At 70.7% G+C, this 19393-nt stretch carries 14 protein-coding genes; 5 read left to right on the plus strand and 9 right to left on the minus strand.

Annotated elements, in window-relative coordinates; all coding sequences use genetic code 11:
* Positions 1–9 precede the first annotated feature (9 nt).
* The 5 genes from E0F75_RS24380 to E0F75_RS40100 all read right to left on the minus strand — a co-directional run bounded on the left by E0F75_RS24380 (position 10) and on the right by E0F75_RS40100 (position 4130).
* Positions 10–759: an amino acid ABC transporter ATP-binding protein gene (locus E0F75_RS24380; RefSeq protein ID WP_187624702.1), complete on the minus strand. Its 750-nt coding sequence runs from the start codon at positions 757–759 to the stop codon at positions 10–12.
* Complete coding sequence (locus E0F75_RS24385) at positions 756–1664, minus strand: amino acid ABC transporter permease (protein WP_187624703.1); 909 nt, start codon at positions 1662–1664, stop codon at positions 756–758. Before E0F75_RS24385 ends, E0F75_RS24380 begins: the two co-directional genes overlap by 4 nt.
* A gap of 10 nt (positions 1665–1674) precedes the next feature.
* On the minus strand, positions 1675–2550 hold the full coding sequence (locus tag E0F75_RS24390) for an ABC transporter substrate-binding protein (protein WP_187624704.1): 876 nt from the start codon (positions 2548–2550) through the stop codon (positions 1675–1677).
* Positions 2551–2749: 199 nt separating this feature from the next.
* Positions 2750–3586: an SAM hydroxide adenosyltransferase gene (locus E0F75_RS24395; RefSeq protein ID WP_187624705.1), complete on the minus strand. Its 837-nt coding sequence runs from the start codon at positions 3584–3586 to the stop codon at positions 2750–2752.
* Between the two features lie 247 nt (positions 3587–3833).
* Positions 3834–4130: an SUMF1/EgtB/PvdO family nonheme iron enzyme gene (locus E0F75_RS40100; RefSeq protein ID WP_374115429.1), complete on the minus strand. Its 297-nt coding sequence runs from the start codon at positions 4128–4130 to the stop codon at positions 3834–3836.
* 211 nt (positions 4131–4341) lie between these two features.
* On the opposite strand from E0F75_RS40100, the gene E0F75_RS40445 reads away from it, so the two are divergent.
* On the plus strand, positions 4342–6141 hold the full coding sequence (locus E0F75_RS40445; RefSeq protein WP_187624706.1) for a S8 family serine peptidase: 1800 nt from the start codon (positions 4342–4344) through the stop codon (positions 6139–6141).
* Positions 6142–6254: 113 nt separating this feature from the next.
* On the opposite strand, the gene E0F75_RS24420 is transcribed toward E0F75_RS40445, so the two are convergent.
* Complete coding sequence (locus E0F75_RS24420; RefSeq protein ID WP_187624707.1) at positions 6255–7259, minus strand: LuxR family transcriptional regulator; 1005 nt, start codon at positions 7257–7259, stop codon at positions 6255–6257.
* 951 nt (positions 7260–8210) lie between these two features.
* On the opposite strand from E0F75_RS24420, the gene E0F75_RS24425 reads away from it, so the two are divergent.
* Positions 8211–9458: a geranylgeranyl reductase family protein gene (locus tag E0F75_RS24425; protein WP_229312836.1), complete on the plus strand. Its 1248-nt coding sequence runs from the start codon at positions 8211–8213 to the stop codon at positions 9456–9458.
* A gap of 37 nt (positions 9459–9495) precedes the next feature.
* Here the strand turns inward: E0F75_RS24425 and E0F75_RS24430 are convergent, their stop codons facing one another.
* Complete coding sequence (locus E0F75_RS24430; protein WP_187624708.1) at positions 9496–10740, minus strand: PP2C family protein-serine/threonine phosphatase; 1245 nt, start codon at positions 10738–10740, stop codon at positions 9496–9498.
* Between the two features lie 200 nt (positions 10741–10940).
* Here E0F75_RS24430 and E0F75_RS24435 point away from each other — a divergent pair, with 200 nt between their 5' ends.
* Positions 10941–13070: a SpoIIE family protein phosphatase gene (locus E0F75_RS24435; RefSeq protein WP_187624709.1), complete on the plus strand. Its 2130-nt coding sequence runs from the start codon at positions 10941–10943 to the stop codon at positions 13068–13070.
* 215 nt (positions 13071–13285) lie between these two features.
* Positions 13286–13420 carry a hypothetical protein gene (locus E0F75_RS40105; protein ID WP_267499539.1) on the plus strand — a complete coding sequence of 45 codons (135 nt, stop codon included), beginning with the start codon at positions 13286–13288 and terminating at the stop codon, positions 13418–13420.
* A 424-nt stretch (positions 13421–13844) separates the two neighbouring features.
* Here E0F75_RS40105 and E0F75_RS24440 read toward each other — a convergent pair whose 3' ends face one another.
* Positions 13845–16517 carry a SpoIIE family protein phosphatase/ATP-binding protein gene (locus E0F75_RS24440; RefSeq protein WP_187624710.1) on the minus strand — a complete coding sequence of 891 codons (2673 nt, stop codon included), beginning with the start codon at positions 16515–16517 and terminating at the stop codon, positions 13845–13847.
* A gap of 343 nt (positions 16518–16860) precedes the next feature.
* Here E0F75_RS24440 and E0F75_RS24445 point away from each other — a divergent pair, with 343 nt between their 5' ends.
* Entirely contained in the window at positions 16861–17061 is a 201-nt protein-coding gene (locus tag E0F75_RS24445; RefSeq protein WP_187624711.1) for a DUF5988 family protein, read from the plus strand.
* A gap of 868 nt (positions 17062–17929) precedes the next feature.
* On the opposite strand, the gene E0F75_RS24450 is transcribed toward E0F75_RS24445, so the two are convergent.
* A complete protein-coding gene (locus tag E0F75_RS24450; protein WP_229312816.1) occupies positions 17930–19279 on the minus strand; it encodes a M64 family metallopeptidase in 1350 nt (449 codons plus the stop codon).
* Between the last annotated feature and the right edge of the window lie 114 nt (positions 19280–19393).

The raw sequence follows: 19393 nt of genomic DNA on the forward strand, positions 1-19393 counted from the left end.
CCGCCCTGGTCACGACGCCGAACTGTTCAGTGCGCGGGCGAGGAAGCGCCGCGTGGCCTGCTCCCGCGGAGCGGTGAGCACCTGCTCCGCGGTGCCCTGCTCCACGATCACGCCGCCCTCCAGGAAGCAGACCCGGTCCGCGACCCGCCGGGCGAAGTCCATCTCGTGGGTGGCCATCAGGATGGTCAGGCCGCGCCGCTTCAGGTCGGCGACGACGTCCAGGACCTCGCCGACCAGTTCGGGATCGAGGGCCGAGGTGATCTCGTCGAAGAGCAGCACCTCCGGCTCGGTGGCCAGGGCGCGGGCGATCGCCGCCCGCTGCTGCTGTCCGCCGGAGAGCCGGTCGGGGTGTTCGTGCGCCTTGTCCGCGAGCCCGAGGCGGTCGAGCAGCTCGCGGGCCGAGGCCTCGGCCTTCCTGCGCGGGACGCCGTGGACCTGGCGGGGCGCGAGCGTGATGTTGTCCAGCACGCTCAGATGCGGGAAGAGGTTGTACGCCTGGAAGACGATGCCGATCCGGCGGCGGGCGACGTCGGGGTCGAGACGGGGATCGGTCAGCTCGGTCTCGTTCAGGTGGACGGTCCCGTCGTCGACGACCTCCAGCAGGTCCACACAGCGCAGCAGGGTCGACTTGCCCGAACCCGAGCCGCCGATCAGACAGACGACCTGGTGCTCGGCGACATCCAGGTCGATCGAGCGCAGCACCAGCCGCTCTCCGTACTGCTTGCGGAGGCCGCGGATGCGCAGCAGCGACTCGCTCATCGGCCCGCCCCCGCCCAGGTGCGCTGGGCCGCCCGCCGCTGGAGCCGGTCGGCGAAGCGGGTCAGCGGGATGGTCACCGCGATGAACAAGAGGGCCGCTCCCAGGTACGGGGTGTAGTTGAAGTCGTAGTCCGCCTTGATCTGCGCGGCCCGCAGCGCCTCGAGCGGGCCGAGGACGGCGACCAGTGCCGTGTCCTTCTGCAGGGCGATGAAGTCGTTGAGCAGGGGCGGCAGCACGTTGCGCACGGCCTGGGGCAGGACGACGTGCCGCAGGGTCTGCCGCTCGTTGAGGCCCAGGGCCCGGGCGGCGTTCCGCTGGGCCGGGTGGACCGAGTTCAGTCCCGCCCGGAACACCTCGGCGACGTACGCGGTGTAGGAGAGGGTGAGGGCGATCACGCCGAGGAGCCAGGGCTCGGAGGGGGTGCCCTGCAGTTGCAGCGCCGGTAGTCCGAAGCCGACGAGGAAGATCAGCAGCAGGGTCGGTACGCCGCGGAAGACGTCCACGTAGACCGTGGCGGCGAGCCGCAGCGGCTGGAGACCCGGTGCGCGCGTCACCCGCACCAGGGCGATCAGCAGTCCCAGGACGAGGATCAGCACCTCGGCGACGAGGAACATCTGGATGTTGAGCCAGAAGCCCCGGAGGAGGTCGGGGAAGGCGGAGCGGAGCTCGGCGCCGTCGAAGAACAGAGTGTCGACGCGCTCCCAGCCCGGTGAGGCCACCGCGGCCGCGCCTACGGCCACCAGGCCGAGCAGGGTGCAGAGGGTGGAGACCCAGGTGTGGCGGCGCTTGCGGGAGCGGCGGTACCGCTGCCGCTCCCGTTCGTGGTCGCTGGGCCGGTAGCCGGTGTCGGGCGTGCCCGGAGAGGTGGCCGACCGGTCCGGTACGGCCGTCTTGCCGATGTCCACAGCCGGCCCGTTATCGCTTCAGCTCGGGGACGTTCGCCGAGGCGGAAAGCCACTGCGTGGTGAGCCTGGCGAGCGTGCCGTCGGCCCTGAGCTCGTCGAGGGCCTGGTTGACGCAGGAGGTGTACCCGCTGTTCTTCGGCAGCAGCAGACCGAACTTCTCGGGGGTGCCGCCCGCGTAGCCGAACTGGCCGACGATCTCGCCGTTCTCCAGCTCCGCCCCGGCCAGGTAGAAGACGGTGGGCAGGTCGGTGACGATCGCATCGATCTGACCGTTCCGCAGCGCGGTGACCTCGTCTTTGGTGGTGCTGAAGACACTCGGCTGCTTCGAGGGCTTGATCTGGTCGAGCACGGCCTGGTAGCTGGTCGTCGCGACCTGCACGCCGATCCTGGCGTCCTTGAAGGCGCTCAGGGACGTGGCCTTCGCGAACGCGGATCCGTCGAGCGCCAGGATGGCCTGATTGGCCGTGTAGTAACTGGTGGAGAAATCGACGACTTTCGCGCGCTGCGGCGTGATGGAGATCTGGTTGATGTCGAAGTCGAAAGCCTTGGGGCCGGGGGCGTACGAATGGGCGAAGGGCTCGACGACCCATTTCACCTGGCCGCGTTCGAAGCCCAGCTTTTCGGCCACCGCATAGGCCACGGCGCTTTCGAAGCCCTTTCCGTTGGACGGGGTGTTGCTGTCGAACCACGGTTCATAGGCCGGGGAGTCGGTCGCGACGGTGAGCCGGCCGCGCTTGTGGAGGCTCGGACTGTCGGTCGTGCACCGGGCGGCGTCCTTGGAGCCGGCCGCTTCGGGGGTGTTCTGCGGCTGCGGCGCGCAGCCGGCCACCGCCAATGCGACGAGGGCGGCGGCGGAGGCCGCCAGGGATATGCGGGTACGGGACATCAGAGGTCCTTCGAGAGAAGTCCGGGAAAGGGGGCCGGTGCTGTGCGCTCAGCGACACAGATCGGCCGCGCAGCGCACGTTGTCCACGTGGCGGCGGCGTACCAGCAGGAGAGTTCCGGACATGCTTTCCAGCATTCCGGCTCACGGAGACCGGCGTCAATCGGGAAGACCGTTGCCGGGGTAACGCGTTGATAACATGTCAGCTGGTGGGATGGAATACCCGGTCGCCTTGACGCAGTCCGAATGCCTCCGCCGCGGAACCGCCGCGGACCACCAGTTCGGCGAATCCGACCCCGGAACTCCCGACGGTGATTCCGGGCTCGCCGAGCGGGACGTCGGGGAGCCGGTCGTAACAGCGCACCCGGATGTCGCGGCCGTCGAGCCGGTTGCGCACGAGAAGGCTCTCGGCGGTGTCGTAGCCGGGCAGTTCGGTGGCCGGGCGGTCCAGCTTGCAGTTGCCGAAGTTGTCGACGACGGCGATCCGCACGTCGTCGGCGACGGACGGGCGCACCGCTGTCGGCTGCGCGGGAACAGGGTGGCCGTCCACCAGCCAGCGGGCCAGCAGGGGCGCGTACCAGAGGCTTCGGAACTGGGTCCGTACCATCTCCTCGATCTCGGTCGGCGTCAGCTCGGCCCAGTCGGCGGCGGCGGCTTCCAGCACCTCGCGGACATCGGTGACCTGAACCTCCGTCAGGCCCAGGTAGGTCGCCAGCGGGGCGAGGACCCGCTGGTTCAGCGTGCTGACGACCAGGTGGTTCCCGTGGCGGAAGGAGCAGAAAGGCACGCCGTTGGGCCAGTGCCCGTCTCTCGGCGCGATGTTGACGACGACCACGACCGGTCGGCTCGGGCCGCCGATCAGGTCCGTGGAGCGGAGCAGGTCGAGCAGGGTGAGGGCGGCGGCGCCCTCCGGGTCCGGTCCGCCGAGCGGCAGGACGGTGGGCGTGGAGCCGAACAGGGCGGCGATCCGGGTGGACTGGCGGGCGAGCGCGTTGGGGTCGGCGCAGTCGGTGAGGGAGACGACCGAGGGAAGGGGCATGGCGGTACTTCGCCCTTCTGTCGAGGGAGGACACGGGGTGGGTGGGGTTCGAGGTGCAGGGGTCGACGGGCTCGGTGGCGAGCCGGGACGACAAAAAACGGACCCTCCGTCTCCGGAGGGTCCGTCGCGTTCTGCGCGCACACGGCTTCGCTAGCGAAGCGCCTCCGGGGGCGGGGGCATCATTCGCATCATGGCGAGGGTGGCGGTGTGCTGCATGAGGCGCACGCTAGCACCGGGTGGGATCGTCTCAGGCACCCTTCCACATAGTGGACAGGCTTTTCCGGTCGCTCGCTTGGTGGGGCGGGTCGCTCAGCGCTTCTGCGAGCCGTGACCGGCTAGCGCGTCCTCCGACCGCTTCCACCGGGTGGACCGAGCCGCAGCCAGGCCCCCGGGGGCAGTCCACGGCGAACCGGGCGGCGTACTCCCACTCGGCCTCGGTGGGCAGCCGCCGCCCCGACCCGGCGCAGTAGGCGGCCGCGTCGTCCCAGGCGCCTCGGACGCCGTGATCACGCGGCCCAGCGCCCACGCAGCCTGGCCATCGCACAGATCCGTCCTGCCCCCGGGCGAAGGCTTCGCTCCACCCACACCCGGGTGTTGGGCCGGCCGAAGTCCTCGATACAGCTTCGACAACCGCCGTGTTCCTGCTCTCAGTCGTGCTGTCGGATTGGCGACAGTGCCGGGAAACCGGTGTACCCGTTCGCTCGTGCTGCCCCTACTGTCTGGGCCGACATCCCCACCCCCACTTGGGAGGAAGCATGAGGCGGTTCGCGATATCTGCGGGCCTGACGGCGGCAGCCGCTGCGGTGTTCGGCACTCTTCCGGCGGTCGCTCAAGGCGTTGAAGCGGCGCCGCAGGAAGGTGCGCGGTACGTCGTCGTCCTGAAGAACGGCACAGACGTCGATCCGGTCTCGGTCGCCCGTTCCGCCGCGGGCGTCGAGCTCGGCTCGGTCTACCGCTCGGCGCTCGAAGGGTTCTCCGCCGAGCTGACGCCGACGGCCGTGGCCGCGCTCCGGGCCAACCCGAACGTCGCGTACGTGGAGAAGTCCGCGGTCGCCCACGCCCACGGTCAGGCCACGCCGAACGGCACCGCCCGGATCGGAGCCACTGCCAACTCCGGGCTGAAGGTGGGTGACGGGCGGGACGAACGGGTCGACGTGGACGTGGCAGTCATCGACTCGGGCATCGACTACACCCACCCGGACCTCAACGTGGTCCGCCGGGTGAACTGTGTCGCCGTCACCTCCTGCGTGGAGAACGCGGGGATGGACGACAACGGGCACGGCAGCAACGTCGCCGGCATCGTCGGCGGCCTCGACAACGGGATCGGGTACGTCGGTGTCGCCCCCGGAGCCCGCCTCTGGTCGGTCAAGTCGCTGAACAGCAAGGGCAGCGGCAGCACGGAGGAGATCGTCAACGGCATCGACTGGGTGACCGCGCACGCCGACGAGATCGAGGTCGTCAACCTGAGCCTCGGCTTCGACGGCACCGTCCAGGCCGTCAACGACGCCGTCGACCGGGCCATCGCCAAGGGCATCGTGGTCGTCGTCTCGGCCGGCAACGACAAGCGCGACGTCGCCGACCAGAGCCCCGCCAACGTCGCCGACGCCATCACCGTCTCCTCCCTCAGCGACGGCGACGGCAAGCCCGGCGGCCTCGGCGACTTCGCCTGGTGCAACGCGAAGAACACCAACAAGGACGACACCCTCTCCAACTTCAGCAACTTCGGGCGCGGCGTCGACCTCACGGCACCCGGCGACTGCATCCGCTCCGCCTTCAAGGGCGGCGGCTACTCGAACTACAGCGGTACGTCCCAGGCGGCGCCGCACGTCGCCGGCGCCGCAGGCTGGCTCACCCGTGGCAGCGCCAAGCCCACCAACAGGGCCGGCGTCCTCGCCGTCCGCGACCGGCTCGTCGCCACCGGCAACGCCGGCTGGACCGACAGCTCCGGCGACGGCGCCAAGGAGCCGCTGCTCGACGTGACCGACACCGCGGCATACCCGGCCGGCGGCACCGGCGCACCCCAGGCGACGTTCGTCTCCGACTGCGACCGGGCCACCCGGGCCTGCACCTTCGACGCCTCACTCACCGGTGGCAGCGGGCTCTCGTACCGCTGGGACTTCGGCGACGGCACCACCGGCACCGGCGTCAAACCCACGCACACCTACGCCGCCTACGGCACCTACACCGTGAAGCTGACAGTCGGTGACTCCTCCAGCCGTACCGGCCGGAACCAGACCACCTTCCGTCTGCTCGCGCCCAACCACAACGACAAGCCCACTGCCAAGGTCGACGGGTTCTGCACGGTCAACGGGCACTGCTCGCTGAACTCCGCGGGCTCCTACGACCCGGACGGCACCCTCGCCTCGTACAGCTGGAACTTCGGTGACGGCACGACGGGCACCGGTTCCGAGATCAGCCACCAGTTCCCCGCCGGCTCCTCCGGCACCTACCGGACCACGCTCACCGTCACCGACGACAAGGGCGGCACCGGAGGCGCCTCAACCACGGTCACCTGCACCAAGCAGCAGTGGTACACGACCTGCTCGATCGGCTGACCCACCCCGCTCGATCCTCGGCAGGGGCGTTCCTCCTTCCGAGTCGCCCGGTACGGCGCGCTGCCGTACCGGGCGTTTCCCCTGTTCGCCGGGGGAGAAGGGCAGCCCCGGCTTCAGGTCTCCCGGTCGCCGAGATATCCCTTCAGGCCGGCCTGGAGACCGGCCTGGAAGCGGGTGCGTGCGCCGAGGGCGTCCATGATGCGGCGCATGTGGCGTTCGATGGTGCGTTGGTTGAGACCGGTCTTGCGGGCGGTGACCTCGTCCGTGCAGCCGACGGCCGCGTAGCCGAGCAGCAGCCTGTCGAAGTCACTGAGCCCGCCGGGCTGTTCGTGCCGACCGGTCGGCCACAGGGGAGTGGCCCGCTGCCACAGGAGCTCGAAGAGGGAGACGAGCGCGTCGAGCAGCGGCGAGTCGCGCAGAACCACGGCGTGCCGGTCCTCGGTGAGCTGGACCGGGACGAGGGCCGTGGTCCCGTCGGCGATGAGGGCCTTGAGGGGGACGCCGTCGAGGACCCGGGCCTGTTCTCCGTGGGCCGCGAGCTCACGAGCGAGGGCGTGCTGCTCCGGTTCGAGCAGCGACTCCCGGTCGTAGAGGGTGCGATAGCGCACCCCCTGGGCCATGCGATCGCGCTGGACCTCGGCCTGTCTTCCGACCCCCTCGACGACGTACGGGGGCTTGTCGAAGGTGAGGATCTCCTCGCGGGCGGATCGCTGCGTCTGCAGGAAGAGCTGGACGTTGGCCTCGGCTCCCTGGACGACCTCTACGGCCGGTTCCCGGCCCGTCCCCTCTTCCCACAGCTGGGTCAGCTCCTTCGCCTCGGAGCGGGTCCGGTCCAACTGCTCCTGTCTGCGGGCGATCAGGACGTCCACGGCGGGTCCGGGGGCCGCCGGACGGTAGCGGACGGGCCGGGTCGGGGTACGGGAGACGAGCCCGGTGTCCTCCAACGCCCGCAGCCGCCGACGCAGCGGCGCCTGCGGGGCGCCCAGCGCCTCCGCCAGGTCGGCCAGTGTCCGGTCGGGACCGGACAACAGGAGTCGGTACAGGCGCTCCTCCTCCTCGCCGACTCCCAGTGCCTTGAGCGCTCCCACCGCGATCTCCTCCTGTCGGGTTACCGACATCGACGGTATTCCGGCGGTTCTTTTTCCGCCAGACCCTCGAAGCGGGGGAGCGGCGAACCGGCACGTACACCGTTGTCGCAGAAGACGGCAGGTTCCGGCAGTCCCAGTTGCCGTGCGTAGTCGCAGAGCGCCCACCTGTGACCGTTCATGCTCCACATGTCGTAGGGGAAGCAGCGTAGGTATATGGCGCTTCCCGCGGGGGCGCTCTGGGTTTGGACTGCTGGGACTCGGGCCATCGTCATCCGCCTCCAAAGTGGGGCAATTCGCTTTCTCGACGGACATCGAAACCCCCGGAGCGGGCGCGTATCAATGCGGGAACGGTAGGGGATCGGGCCGGCCCCATTGAATAAGTGGTGCGTCGCCCTCGGGCAAGAAGGCGATTCCGCAGGCCGACGCCGCTCCGGCGGCCCGCGGGATCTCGCGTGACCGCCGCCGGTCCGGGGCGGAGGGCATCGAGGCGCTGGAGGATCGTGGAGATCAGGGGAAGGGGCCTGCGGCGGAGCCGGCCAGGTCAGGCGCCTCTTTTCCTCCCCCTGGAAGAACCCGAGCTTCTTCGGCGACTAGCTGACCAGCAGGTTCTTCGTCTGCTGGCGGTCCGGTCCCGACATTTCTCTGGCCAGGGGGAATGCTGGTCCAACGCGTCGGCGACGAGGCACCGGACCGCGAATGGTCTGGTTCTAGGTGAGGGCCGGTGGCGATGCCGGCGACGGCGAGCCGCGGGCTCCGCCTTCTCGTGGCCGGCGGCGGAGCAGGGTGCCACGAACGCTCCCTCCGGGGCGGCCTCGGGAGACCTGGTCCGTACGGGGCGGCCGCTTCGGCCGTGCCGCACGTTCCACCGAATCCCGCCCTGGGCATAGTGGTGGGGTGATCACCAAAAGTGGCGAGGCCGGCGACGGGCGCGACGCCGGCAGCTCGGGCCCTGAAGGCGCCGGTGACGAAGAGGCACAGGTCATCGTGGTGGGGGCGGGTCCGGCGGGTTCCTCCGCCGCGGTGCACCTCGCGAGAGCGGGGGTGGACGTGCTGCTCCTGGAGAAGGGCGGTTTCCCCCGGGAGAAGGTGTGCGGCGACGGGCTGACACCTCGCAGCGTGTACCAGTTGGTGCGGATGGGCATCGACATCGATGCACCGGGGTGGATGCGCAACAAGGGCATGCGCTGGGTCTGCGGCGGCCACCAGGCGGAGCTCGACTGGCCGCGCCTGGGTGCCCTTCCCGATTTCGGACTCACCCGCAGTCGACACGACTTCGACGACCTGCTCGCCGCTCACGCCCGCGCCAGCGGAGCGCGCCTCCGTACCCACGTGAAGGTGACGGGCCCGCTGACCGACCGGGCAGGACACGTCATCGGCGTGTCCGCCTCCCGCGGACCCGGGCAGGAGCCGGTCCGCTACCGGGCGCCGTTGGTTGTCGCCGCCGACGGAGCCTCGGCGCGCACGACTCTCGGCCTGGGCTTCGAACGAGACGACAAGAGGCCCGTCGCAGCCGCTGCCCGACGGTACTACCGCAGTGAGGCCCGCACGCACGACCCCTACCTGGAGCTCTGGGCCGACCTGCGCTGTCCTCGTACCGGACGGGATCTGCCCGGATACGGATGGGTGTTCCCCCTGGGGGACGGGCGCGTCAACGTGGGCCTCGGTGTCCTGCCGCAGCAACGGCGGCTCAGGCCGGTGGACCTGCGAGCGGCGCTGGACCACTGGCTGCCCCGCCTGCCCGCAGACTGGGGGCTGGACGAAGAGACCGCCGACTCGCCGCTGCGCAGCGCGCCGCTGCCGATGGGACTGAACCGGCGCCCGCAGTACCGGCGGGGCGTGCTGCTCGTGGGAGACAGCGCCGGCATGGTCAGTCCGTGGAGCGGCGAGGGCATCGCCCAGGCCATGGAGGCCGCCGAGGTGGCGGCGGACATCATCGCCCTGGCACTGGCCCGCCCGGCCGGACCGCGCCGGGAACACGCGTTGCACCAGTACCCGGCCGAGATCCAGCGCCGATGGGCGCGCTACTACCGGCTGGGCAACCTCGCCGGGGATCTGGTCTTCTCTCGTTACGGCTTCCGGCCCGTCCTGCACCCCCGTGTGATGGCCTCACCCCACGTGCTGCGCACCCTGGCCCGCCTGCTCACCCATGTGACCGATGAGCCCGCACAGGACACCATCGACGCTGTCCTCCACGGGCTGCTGCGCCTCGTTCCCACTCCACGGAACTAGACCGCTCCACGCCGACGTTGCCGGGCGTTCCGCGGGCTCAGACGCGGACGATGACGAGGGCGATGTCGTCGCGGGCTCCGCTGGCGACGCCGAGTCGCGCGAGCAGCGCGTCGGCCAGCTGAGCCGGGTCAAGGCCGGCGAGGTCTCCCAGGGCGGTGGTGAGCCGGTCCAGGCCGGTGTCGATGTCCTCGTCGCGGCGTTCGATCAGTCCGTCGGTGTAGAGGACGAGGGTGTCACCCGGGCGGTAGGCGGTGCCGGCCTGCGGCCGGGGAACGTGCTCTGGTCTGGCTCCCAGCGGCGGGTCGGTGGCCTGGTCCAACAGCTCGCACGTGCCGTCCGTGTGCAGTAGCACCGGCGGCGGGTGCCCCGCGCTGGAGTAGACGAGCAGTTTGGAGCGGGTGTCCACGAGCACGCTGACCGCGGTCGCGGCGAGCGCGCCGTCCACGGAGCGGGCGTACATGCCCAGCACTTCGAGGGCCCCGGCCGGCCCGGCCACCGCCCGACTGGCCGCGGACAGTGCGCTGCGGAGCATGCCCATGACGGTGGCCGCCTCCAGCCCGTGCCCGACGACGTCGCCCACGGCGACGGTGAACCGCCCCTCGGCCAGGTCGACGGTGTCGTACCAGTCGCCGCACACGTTCAGCGAACCGACCGCCGGTAGATAACGCACCGCCACGTCACTGTGCCGGGCCAGGTCCGGGGAGTGCAGCATCGCCTCCTGCAAGGTGACGGCGACCTCCCGCTCACGGGCATGCGCCGCCCGCAGCTCCTCGTTCAGCCGCTGCAGCTCCCGCGCGCGCACATACAGCTCGGCCTCCATCCCCTCCTCGCGCTCGGTCATCCGCCGCCCCTCGTTCGGGCCCCGGAACCGGCGGGACCGCATGAACGCCGTCACGTCCTCCACACGGTGGATGATCCACGCGACCCGTCCGTCCGCCTTCTTGACCGGGGTGTTTACCGGGGACCACCAGCGTTCCTCGAACACACCGGGCTGCGAGACGACGGGGATGTCGTACTTCTGCACCGCCATGGTGTCGGCCTCACCGGTGGCCAGCACCCGCCTCAACGACGCCCCGAGGTTCTTCACCCCGTCCGCGCCCGGGTCGGCGGGGTTGTCGGGGAACGCGTCGAACACGTGCTGCCCGAGCAGATCCTCCCGGGTGCGGCCCGTCGCCCGCAGGTACGCCTCGTTGACGTCCACGATCACCAGATCCGGTGCCAGCACCAGATACGGGCTGGGCGTCGCGGCGAACAACGCACCGTGGTCGATCTCCGGCCTCACAGACGTTCCGATCCTCGTCCCGAGAGGAGCCCCCTCTCACCAGCGTACGCAGCGCTCCGGTCGACCGCGCCTCAGCAGGCCGGTCCGGCGGGACCGGCCGCCATCACCCGGCCACTCCACTGCGGTGGCCGGGTGGGTGGGGTGGGCGTTGCATGGGAGGCAGCGCGGTCCACCCGTCTCGTCGAATGGGCGTTCACACAGTGGTTGGTGAAGAGCATCCGGACAGCCGGTCCGTCCCCGAGGGGCTGGGGGACGCCGTTCTGGACGCGCTCTTCTCCCAGTCGCCCATGGGCCTGCACGTGTACGACCAGGAGCTGCGTCTGGTACGGGTGAACACGGCGGCCCGGCTGATGCGGGAGTTCCCGGTCGACCGGTTGCTCGGCCGTACGCTGCCGGAGATCCTGCAGCACTTCGACATCACCGACCCCGCGGCCGTGGAGCGGGCCGCCCACCGGGTGCTGGAGACCGGCGTGCCCGAGCTCGATATGAGCATCCGGTTCCGCGACCGCCGTGTCCCTTTGGTCGAAACCGTCTCCTCGGCGTCCGTGTTCCGCCTGCAGCGGGCCGACGGCACTGTGCTGGGGCTGGCCGCCGCGCTGACCGACATCACCGCCCGGGTGCGGGCCGAAGCGGAGGTGCGCCTGCAGAACGAGGCGGCCGCTCGGATCGGAACCACGCTCGACATCTTCCGTACGGCGGCCGAGTTCTGCGAGGTCGTCGTCTCCCCGGCCCTGGCCGACACCGTGACCGTCGACGTCTACGACGTGGTCCTGGGCGGCCGGGCTCCCATCGCGGACGCTCTCGACCGGGATCAGACCGTTCGACGCGTGGGATACCGCTCGGTCGCCGGACCGGACCAGCAGGGCGTCCCCGCCGTCGGCGAGGTGGACGTGTACCCGCCCGGCACGCCCTACCGAACCGCCCTGGACGCCATGGCCCCCAAGCTGATCCGACGCCTGCGCCCGGACGCCCATTGGCTCGATCCCCGGCGTCGGCGTGATGCCCGGATCCTGAGCTCGCGGGCGCATTCCATGCTGCTGGTTCCGATCCGAGCGCGGGGTGTGGTGCTCGGCCTGGCCTGTTTCTACCGTTGGCGCGAACCGGCCCCGTTCGACCACCGGCATCTGAGGCTCGCGCAGCAGCTCACCACGCACGCGGGCCAGTGCCTGGACAACGCTCGCCTCTACGGGCGTGAGCGCTCGGCCGCCCGCGTCCTGTCCGGTGGTTTCGCCCAGGCGCAGGCATCCGTCGTGACGGCCGTCGAACTCGCCCGCACCCACCTGCCGGCCGGCACGGGCGGCGGCTGGTCCGACGCCATCTCCCTCTCCGGGTCCAGGGTCGCCCTTGTGGCCGGGGACACCACTTCCGGGACTTCGCGTCCGGCGGCGATGAGCGAGCTTCGCGCGGCGATCGAGGCGCTGGCCGACCTCGACCTGCCGCCCGACGACATCCTCCAGCGTCTTCACGACCTCGCCAGTCGCCCGAGCACCCCGCCGGACACGGCTGCATCCGACGCAGGTGGCGGAGCGCCCGCCACCTGCCTCTGCCTCGTCTACGATCCGGTCACCCGCCTGTGCACCGCGGCGAGCGCGGGACACCCGTCACCGGTGCTGGTGCATCCGGGCGGCGCCGTCGAACTGGTGGATGTCGCGGCCGGACCACCTCTCGGGCAGGGCCTCGCGGAGTACGCGCTCACGGAACGCGTCCTGCCCGAAGGGAGCACCCTGCTGATCTGCAACACCGCTCTGCTGACCGCGGCCGGCGGCCGGGAGGCGCTGCTGAGTCGGGTGACCGACCTGTTCGCCGAATCGCAGCCCGCTCTTCAGGCCGCGTGCGACAGGTGTGCCGAGGCTCTCGCGCCCGAGCAGCCGCTTCGCGACGCCTATCTGTTGCTGGCCCGCACCCGCACGTTGGGCGACTCCCAGACGAAGGCGTGGACCTTTCCCAACAGTCCGGAGAGCGCCGGGCAGGCGCGCAGGAGAGCCGTGGACCAACTCGCGGAATGGGGACTGGCCCAGGACGTCATCGACGACACCGCCCTCGTCATCAGCGAGCTGGTCACCAACTCCGTGCGCTACGCGAAGGGGCCGATCCAGTTGCGCCTCATCCACGACGGCACGCTCGCGTGCGAGGTTACCGACGACAGCAGCGCCAGTCCGCACCTTCGCCGTGCCCTGGACACGGACGAGAACGGCCGGGGCCTGTTCATCACCGCCCACCTCACCCAGCGCTGGGGCGTGAGGCCCTCAAGGCGAGGCAAGACGCTCTGGGCGGCACGGACGCTCGCACCGGCTCCTGCCCTCGGTCACGACCCCGCTGCCGAGGCGTGACTGGGCGCCGGTCCGGGAAGGGTCGGGATCTTGGAGCGCGTGGTGCCCAGGCAAGGCCGGGACTGGTGCGATGGGACGCTGCCTTGACGAAGGCAGCGACGTCCTGGCGGCGCAGGCACCGGAACTGACGCACGTCCTGGAACGATGCCGGCGTGAGGGCCTGCCGTACGTGATCCTGGACGTCACGCGACGCACCCTGGGCGATCTTCTCCACCATGGCGATCACCCTCTGGGCCCTCCAGATGACCGCGTGCTTCTTCGCCTATCGGGCGTTGCACCATCACAACGCACAGGTCGACGGCGATCGGTCGAAGGTTGCCGCGGCGTCATACGACAGCCGTAGCTCGTGATCATGGATGCGGAGGCCGCCCGCCGAGTCGGAGTGGTAGGACGGACTGCGCGCCGGCCTTGCTGACATCAGCGGACAGCCTCACTATGCGCAAGGACGAGCTGGCCGCGCGCTGGACGGCGGCATACCGGGACTGAGCCCGTCCGACGCCGGCTGCGGCGGACTTCGCGCAGGAGACGCTCAACCTCGACTGGACCGGCGTCACTTGGCGAGCTCATGCACGGTATGGCGCCGGTCATGAACGGGCCTTCCCAGTCGGCCCGGCGCCGGCAACGGAGCGATCAAGTCCCGCCTCCACTCTGGGGTGAGTTGACGCTCCAGGCCAGGCGCACGGCCGTCAGCGCAAGATCGACGGCCGACGTGCGTGCCCGTACAGGCGGACGTGGGGAGCCGGAGCGGCCGGCGGTCGTAGGCGCCACCGATCATCACCGGTCGTTGTCCGACGTGCCGGTGAGAAGTGGCTGTTCGGTCCAGATGACCTTGCCGTCCGCGGTGTAGCGGGTGCCCCAGCGGTCGGCGAACTGGGCCACCAGGAACAGGCCCCGCCCGCCCTCGTCGGTGGTCGCCGCGCGCCGTAGGTGTGGAGCGGTGCTGCTGCCGTCCGAGACCTCGCAGATCAGGGCGCGATCGCGGATCAGACGTACGCGGACGGGCTCGGCGGCGTAGCGGATGGCGTTGGTGACTAGCTCGCTGAGGATCAGCTCGGTGGTGAACGACTCCTCCTCCAGGCCCCACTCGGCCATCGTGCGGGCGACGGCGGCTCGAACCCGGCCGACGGCCGACGGATCGGACGCGACGTCCCAGGCGGCTGTACGGGCGCTGCCGAGCGCACGCGTGCGGGCGACCACCAGCGCGATGTCGTCCGAGGGCTGCTCGGGCAGCAACGCGTCCAGAACAGCGCTGCAGGTCTCCTCGGGCGTGCGGCCGGGGTGAGCCAGGGTGCGCCGCAGCAGTTCCAGCCCTTCGTCGATGTCGCGGGTGCGGTCCTCCACGAGACCGTCGGTGTAGAGCACGAGGCCGCTGCCCTCGGGGAGCTGGATCTCGGCGGTTTCGAACGGGAGTCCAGAGAGCCCGAGAGGTGGGCCGCCCGGTACGGCGGCGAACGCCGCGCTGCCGTCGGGGCGCACGATGACGGGCTCGAGGTGGCCGGCGCGGGCCATCGTGCACAGTCGGGTGCCCGGGTCGTAGAGCGCGTACAGGCAGGTGGCGCCCGTGACCGGAGCGCCGTCGCCGCTCTCGTCCTGGTCGATCCGAGTGACCAGTTCGTCGAGGCGCCACAGGAGTTCGTCGGGCGCCAGGTCCAGGGAGGAGAAGTTGTGGACCGCGGTGCGCAGCCGGCCCATGGTGGCGGCGGCGTGCAGCCCGTGGCCGACCACGTCCCCCACGACGAGGGCGACGCGGGCGCCGGGTAGCGGGATGACGTCGAACCAGTCCCCGCCGACACCGCCGCTGCCCGCATGCGCGGGCAGGTAGCGGTGGGCCACGTCGAGCGCGTTCTGCTCCGGCAGGGCGCGGGGGAGCAGGCTGCGCTGCAGGGCGACCGCCAGGGTGTGCTCGCGGGTGAAGCGGCGGGCGTTGTCGATGGTGACCGCCGCACGAGCGCCCAGTTGCTCGGCGAGGGTCACGTCGTCGTGCTCGAACGGCTCGGGCTTGCGTGACCGCCAGAACGTGACGACACCCAGGATGACTCCGCGGGCGCGCAGCGGAGCCGCGATCATCGAATGGATGCCGGCCTCGACAAGTCTCCGGGCCCGTTCGGGGTCTTGAGCCTGCCAGCCGGAGAAGGCGGTCATGTCCGCCTCCAGAACCGTCTCGCCCGAGCCGTAGCCGAGGCTCTGCGGGGTGGACGGAACGAAATGGATCAGTTTGCCGGGTGGGTAGAGCGGTGTGTCGTCCCGGATACCCCGGAACGCGACACGGCGCATTGCCGCACCGGCCCCCGACGGCTCCTCGCCCCGCAGGACGGGGTCGGCCAGGTCGACGGTGACGAAGTCGGCGAACCGGGGGACGACGAAGTCCGCCAGCTCCTGGGAGGTGCGCTCGACGTCGAGGCTGGTGCCGATCTCCAATCCGGCGTCGAACAGCAGTTTGAGGCGTTCCTGCGCCATATCGGCCCTGCCGGTGACCGTCTGCAGCTCGGTGGTGTCCCGCAGCGTCGCGACACAGCCGGACGGCCCGCCTCCGGGGTCGGTCGGCCGCTGGTTGACGGCCAGCAGCCGGTCCCCGGCCGGGTACACCTCGTCGGTGGCCGAGCGCCCGGAAGCCAACAGTCGGGCTATGTCAGGGGCGAGGCCCAGCTCACGGGCGAGCAGGCCCTCCGCGTCCGGGCTCAGACCGAGCAGTCTGCGTGCCTCGTCGTTGGCCAGCTCCAGCCGGCCGTCGCCGTCGAGGATCAGAACGCCCTCGCGCACGGCGTGCAGCACCGCGTCGTGATGCTCGTACATGCGGGTCATCTCGGCGGGACCCAGGCCGTGGGTCTGGCGGCGCAGTCGCCTGCCGACCAGAGCGGTACCGAAGGTGGCGACTGCCAGCGCGGCCGCCGCGGCACCGAGCAGCAGGGGCAGCTGATGATCGACGACTCCGCTCACGGCTTCGAGCGTGACCCCGGCGGAAACCAGAGCGATGACGTCGCCCTCGGCGTCGGTCACAGGGACCACGGCGCGGGTGGACGGGCCGAGGGTGCCGGTCACGGTCTCCCTGACGATCCCGCCTGCCGCAGCAGGGCCGATCGTGCCGATGTAGTGCCTTCCGATCTGTGCCGGATCGGGGTGGGTGATGCGGATCCCGTCCGTGGTCATCGCCACGAGAAAGTCGACGCCGGACGCCTTTCGTGCTTCTTCGGCGCGTGGCTGGAGCACTGCGGTCGGGTCGGGACCGGCCAGGGCCTCCTCGATTCCCGGCGCGTTGGCGAAGGTCTCGGCCACGGCGAGGGACCGGTTGCGCGCTTCCCGCTCGCTGTCCGCCCGGGACTGCAGTACGAGAGCCATCACGGCGGCCACGACGAGGAGCACCACGATCGCCGCCTGCAGGGAGAAGACCTGGCGGGCGACGGTGCGGACGCTCAACGCGGAGCGCAGGCGGCCGAGGAGTCCGGCCATAGTCCATGTCTAGCACCGGCCCGAACGGCGGGCGAGCGGGCGGCCCCGGCACGGAACGGACCGACCCGGGGGCACGTACTGCTGATCGGCCTGAACCGCCCGCCAGGCCCACGCCTTCACGGAGCAGATGAGCAGCGAGCTGTCGGCCGTGTACGGTCCGGCCTGATGCAGGAGCCGGCGGCCACCGGACCGGCCGCCGGTGCGTGCCCCCGAGCTCGCCACCCTCATCGCCGAGAAGCCTGCGCCGCTGGGGTGCGCTCCGCCGGGCACCTGCGTCAGAGGCTGTAGACCCGGCGGGCGCCTCCCGGGTGCGATGCGCAACGAGGGTGGTGACACTGGTGCCATGGCGCACAAGGTATTGCTGGAAGGCGGGCCGGACGATCTCTCCGAGCGGATCGTCACGGTCGAGACTCCCGGCGAGGACGTGAAGATCCCGCACCTCGGCGGATACGAGCACTTCAGGGAGACCGAACGTCGGCATGACGCCGCAGAGGGAACCCTGCGGGTGTACGAATGGTGGGAGCGCACGGAGATCGCCGAGTAGGGTCGCCAGACCACGCCGCAACTGGTGCTGTGGAGTCGGAACGAGCGAGGACGTGGCCGGCATTGCTCGCCGGTCGGGGATCGAGTGACATCGGTGGGCGTCGCTCGGCGGGGCGAGTATCCGCCCGCCAGTCGGCGGCGGCTCCTGGGTCCACGATCTCCAGGGCCTCGTCGACCCGGCGCTCCGCAGCCCGGTGGCGCGGGCCAGGAGCGCGAGGTGTGTGCGGCTGCGGCGGCCGGCGGGTGGATGTCCTGGCCTGGCGTGCCCTCGCTCGTCGGCCGTCTTCCGGGCGACGTTGTTCCAGGTGGAGCCAGCCTTGTCGACGAGGATGCGCAGGCGCTCCTAAAAAGGTACCTCGTCCGGGGAAAGGCCCAGGTCAGACGCCTTTCGTGCCCTAGTTGAACCCGAGGTTCTCCGGCGAGTACGACACCAGAAGGTTCTTCGTCTCATGGTGGTACACGCGTTGCACACCCGCTGACCAGCCAGAACGGCGGTGACGGTCCTCTTCGGTGGAGTGCTGGTCCGCGAATGGCCCGGATCCTGGTGTCCGTTGCCGCTCGGTGCGGAGGCGGGTTCGACCGCGGTCAGTCGTGCCACCACGCAATGATCGTCGCCGCACGAATGGACCTGGCTGCCCCTTGGGTGACCCCAGCTGGCTACGGCCCGGCCGCGGCCGGAATCACCGCCGAGGGTGTTCGTTTCGGGCGGGCCGACGCCTTCCACCGGGACATGCTGAGGCAACGACGACGTCCCCACGAGACGGCTCGCATCTCTGAGCCTCCGGAGCCGCAACGGCCGTCAATGCGGCAGGTTCCTCGGCAGCGTCCGCGAGTCGGCCGCGAACCGCGACGTACGCCCGCCGGAGCCGTCAGAGCCGGATCGTCCAGGTGACGGTGGACCTCATCGTTCGGGCGATGCCGCGGTCCCGCACCGAAGGTGAGCGGTCCTCGGCCGTGAGGGACAGGGTGTGCTTCCGGAGGTCGAGCAGCCGCAGGGCCAGGTCGGACACCCGCACGTGGGTGCGGCCCGCGAGGGGCTTCATCTCCCGCCCGTCCAGGTACCAGCGGATCGTGAGCTGACGCCCGTCCGCCCCCGCCAGCCGGGGGACGAGGGCCTTGGCGGTGTCGCCCGCGCGGAGGGTGCGGTCGGTGGCCGTGACGGGAGAGGCGATGCGCGCCTCGCGGTAGAAGCCGGCGATCATCGCCTCCACTCCGGGCAGATTGAAGGGCTTGCCCAGGGAGCGCATCAGGGAGTCCTCGGTGGGGCGCTGCAGCCCGGTGACGTAGTAGCCGCCGCCCTCGTACGCGCCGACGATGCCGCCGTCGGGAGACTGCTCGCCGAGCCAGCGGTGCCACTTGGTGCCCCGGTCCGCCATGTCGTCGGCGGTGAGGGTGGTGATGTTGGAGTCGGCGGGCTCGGGGCCCAGGTACCGCTCGTAGCCGGGGTAGTCGGCGTAGAAGTACTCGTCGGCGAGCTTGCCCAGGGAGTGACCGGTCTCGTGGATCGCGACCTGGCCGGACTTCTCGTTGCCTGCCGAGGCCGTCGAAATGCCCTCGTAGCCGAGGGTCTCGCTGCGCTCGTTGTAGCCCGCGCCGCCGTACTTGGTGCTGTTGGCGAGGACGAGCACCAGGTCGGCCTCCGGCGCCTTCGCGACGTATCCGTCGACCTTGTCCTGGTCGATGCAGAGCAGGCGCTCGATCTCGTCGCACCAGAAGTACGAGCCGAGGGCCGTGTCGCGGACGGTGTCGGGAGAGGGGTCGCCGGAGACTCCGGACTCGTTCGAGACGGCGTCGACGGTCCACACGTTGAAGAGGTTGCGGTAGGTGGTGTACGGCTCGACGGCCGTCAGCTCGGCCCACTTCTTCTGCGCGTCGGCGTGGAAGCGGGGCAGTTCGGCGACGGTGTAGCCGTCTCCGACGACGACGATGTCGAGCCGGTCGGCGGTGGAGCCGTTGTCGACCATCTTGGCCACCTCACCGTCGGCGGCCACCTCGGTCGACGTCAGGCGGGAGGCAGGCCGGTTCCGGCCTTCCAGCGGCACGTGCGTGTGGCCGGAGCCTGCGAACGTCCCGTCTTCAGGCCCCGGTATCTCGACCTCGACTCCGGACGTGCGAGGTGCGGGCGGCTCCGCGGCGGCGCTGCCGGGTGCGGCGGCGAGTACGGCCGTGAGGGCGACGGCCACTCCGACCGCCATGGCCGCTCGTCGTGCTGAACGCATGAAATCAGTCCCTTGCCAGGCGAGTTAAGTGAGGGAGTAACTACGATGAACGAGTCGCTTAACCTAGGGGGAAGGCGAGGGCGTGCGCAATGCCTACTGCTTCTGGATACTGAG

The sequence above is a fragment of the Streptomyces sp. CB02980 genome, from assembly GCF_014451325.2.
Classification (GTDB): domain Bacteria; phylum Actinomycetota; class Actinomycetes; order Streptomycetales; family Streptomycetaceae; genus Streptomyces.

What these genes read in the sequence shown, in the direction of transcription:
- E0F75_RS24395 (WP_187624705.1), bottom strand. Translation starts at nt 3,586, where the DNA reads ATGCCCCTTCCCTCGGTCGTCTCCCTCACCGACTGCGCCGACCCCAAC.
- E0F75_RS24445 (WP_187624711.1), top strand. Translation starts at nt 16,861, where the DNA reads ATGGCGCACAAGGTATTGCTGGAAGGCGGGCCGGACGATCTCTCCGAG.
- E0F75_RS40445 (WP_187624706.1), top strand. Translation starts at nt 4,342, where the DNA reads ATGAGGCGGTTCGCGATATCTGCGGGCCTGACGGCGGCAGCCGCTGCG.
- E0F75_RS24380 (WP_187624702.1), bottom strand. Translation starts at nt 759, where the DNA reads ATGAGCGAGTCGCTGCTGCGCATCCGCGGCCTCCGCAAGCAGTACGGA.
- E0F75_RS24450 (WP_229312816.1), bottom strand. Translation starts at nt 19,279, where the DNA reads ATGCGTTCAGCACGACGAGCGGCCATGGCGGTCGGAGTGGCCGTCGCC.
- E0F75_RS24440 (WP_187624710.1), bottom strand. Translation starts at nt 16,517, where the DNA reads ATGGCCGGACTCCTCGGCCGCCTGCGCTCCGCGTTGAGCGTCCGCACC.
- E0F75_RS40105 (WP_267499539.1), top strand. Translation starts at nt 13,286, where the DNA reads ATGGCGATCACCCTCTGGGCCCTCCAGATGACCGCGTGCTTCTTCGCC.
- E0F75_RS24420 (WP_187624707.1), bottom strand. Translation starts at nt 7,259, where the DNA reads ATGTCGGTAACCCGACAGGAGGAGATCGCGGTGGGAGCGCTCAAGGCA.
- E0F75_RS24390 (WP_187624704.1), bottom strand. Translation starts at nt 2,550, where the DNA reads ATGTCCCGTACCCGCATATCCCTGGCGGCCTCCGCCGCCGCCCTCGTC.